At 67.6% G+C, this 1,427-nt stretch carries 1 protein-coding gene; it reads left to right on the top strand.

What is annotated here, in order from left to right; translation table 11 throughout:
* Positions 1-219: 219 nt before the first annotated feature.
* Positions 220-1,427: ABC transporter substrate-binding protein (locus E0D90_RS25600; protein ID WP_130800289.1), on the top strand; the 1,208-nt coding region annotated here is incomplete at its 3' end.

The raw sequence follows: 1,427 nt of genomic DNA, 5'->3' as shown, positions 1-1,427 counted from the left end.
GTCGGCCCACCCCTCCCGATCCGGTGCGCCCCGTGGTGCAACCAGCCGCACCCGCAAGGCCGTTGACGATCACCGCCGGTCCCGCTGCACTGACGGCAGGCGACCGCGAAAGCTCTCGGACGAGATCCGTCAGAACCGTTGACGCCTCCGCCACGCGGCCGTAACTTTCATCCGCATCGACTCCGATAATTATCGGCGATCTTCCGGAAGGTGCGTGCGATGCGGATCCTCTCTCACTCACGGTTCAGAGCCGGCACCGCGGCGGCGGCCGGTGCCGTGCTGCTCACCGGCACACTGGCCGCCTGCGGCAGCGACGGCCCCTCGGGCTCGTCGGAGACCCTGGAGGTCTGGGTCTACCAGGACGGATCGACCCGCATCCAGGCGGAGTTCGCGGAGCGTTTCAACGAGACCTCCGACATCAAGGTGAAGCTCACCGAGATACCGGGCGAGAACTACCAGGAGCGGATGCGCACCGCGATGGGCACGCCCAACGCGCCCGACATCTTCTTCAACTGGGGCGGCGGTTCGATCAGCGACTTCGTCGAGCAGGACATGCTCGTCGACCTCACCGGCATCCTCGACTCCGACCCGGACTTCAAGGACGCGTTCATCCCCTCGATCCTCGACTCCGGCGCCGTCAACAACAGCCACTACGGAATTCCGATGCGCGGCGTGCAGCCCGTCATCCTCTTCTACAACACCGAGCTGTTCGACCAGATCGGCGCCGGGCCGCCCGAGACCTGGGACGACATGCTGGCGGCCGTCGACGCCTTCCTGGACGAGGGCGTCACTCCGATCGCCCTGGGCGCCAGCGACTCCTGGACCTCCATGATGTGGCTGGAGTACCTGCTGGACCGCGAGGGCGGCCCGATGCTCTGGCAGCGCATCCAGGGCGGGGAGTCCGAGGCATGGGGCGACCCGGCGGTGGTGGCGATGGCCGAGACCACCCACGAGCTGATAGACACCGGCGCCTTCGGCCCCAACTTCCTCTCCACCGACTACGTCAACGACGGCGCCTCCACCTTCTTCGCCCAGGGACGCGCCGCGATGCACCTGATGGGCAGCTGGGAGTACGCCAACCAGCTGGAGAACCAGCCGGAGTTCGCCGAGAACTCGCTGGGCTACGCCACCTTCCCCGTGATCGAGGACGGCAGTGGCGACGCCGGCGGCGTGGTCGGCAACCCCACCAACTACTGGTCGGTCAACTCCAACGTGCAGGACGAACGCCTCGACGCAGCCGTGGAGTTCATGAAGCTCGCGGGCAGCGAGGAGTACGCCCGCGCGCTCGTCGAGAACGGTGACGTCCCGGCCACCACCGGCGTCGAGGAGCTGCTCGACGACCACGTCAACCCCGAGTACGCCCGCTGGCAGTACGACGTGGTCAGCGACGCGTCCTCCTTCACCCTCTCCTGGGACCAGGCCCTGCC

The sequence above is a fragment of the Streptomyces otsuchiensis genome, from assembly GCF_004305975.1.
Lineage (GTDB): Bacteria > Actinomycetota > Actinomycetes > Streptomycetales > Streptomycetaceae > Streptomyces > Streptomyces otsuchiensis.
Note: the sequence above shows the minus strand (reverse complement) of the source record. Positions and strands in the feature narration are given on the sequence as shown.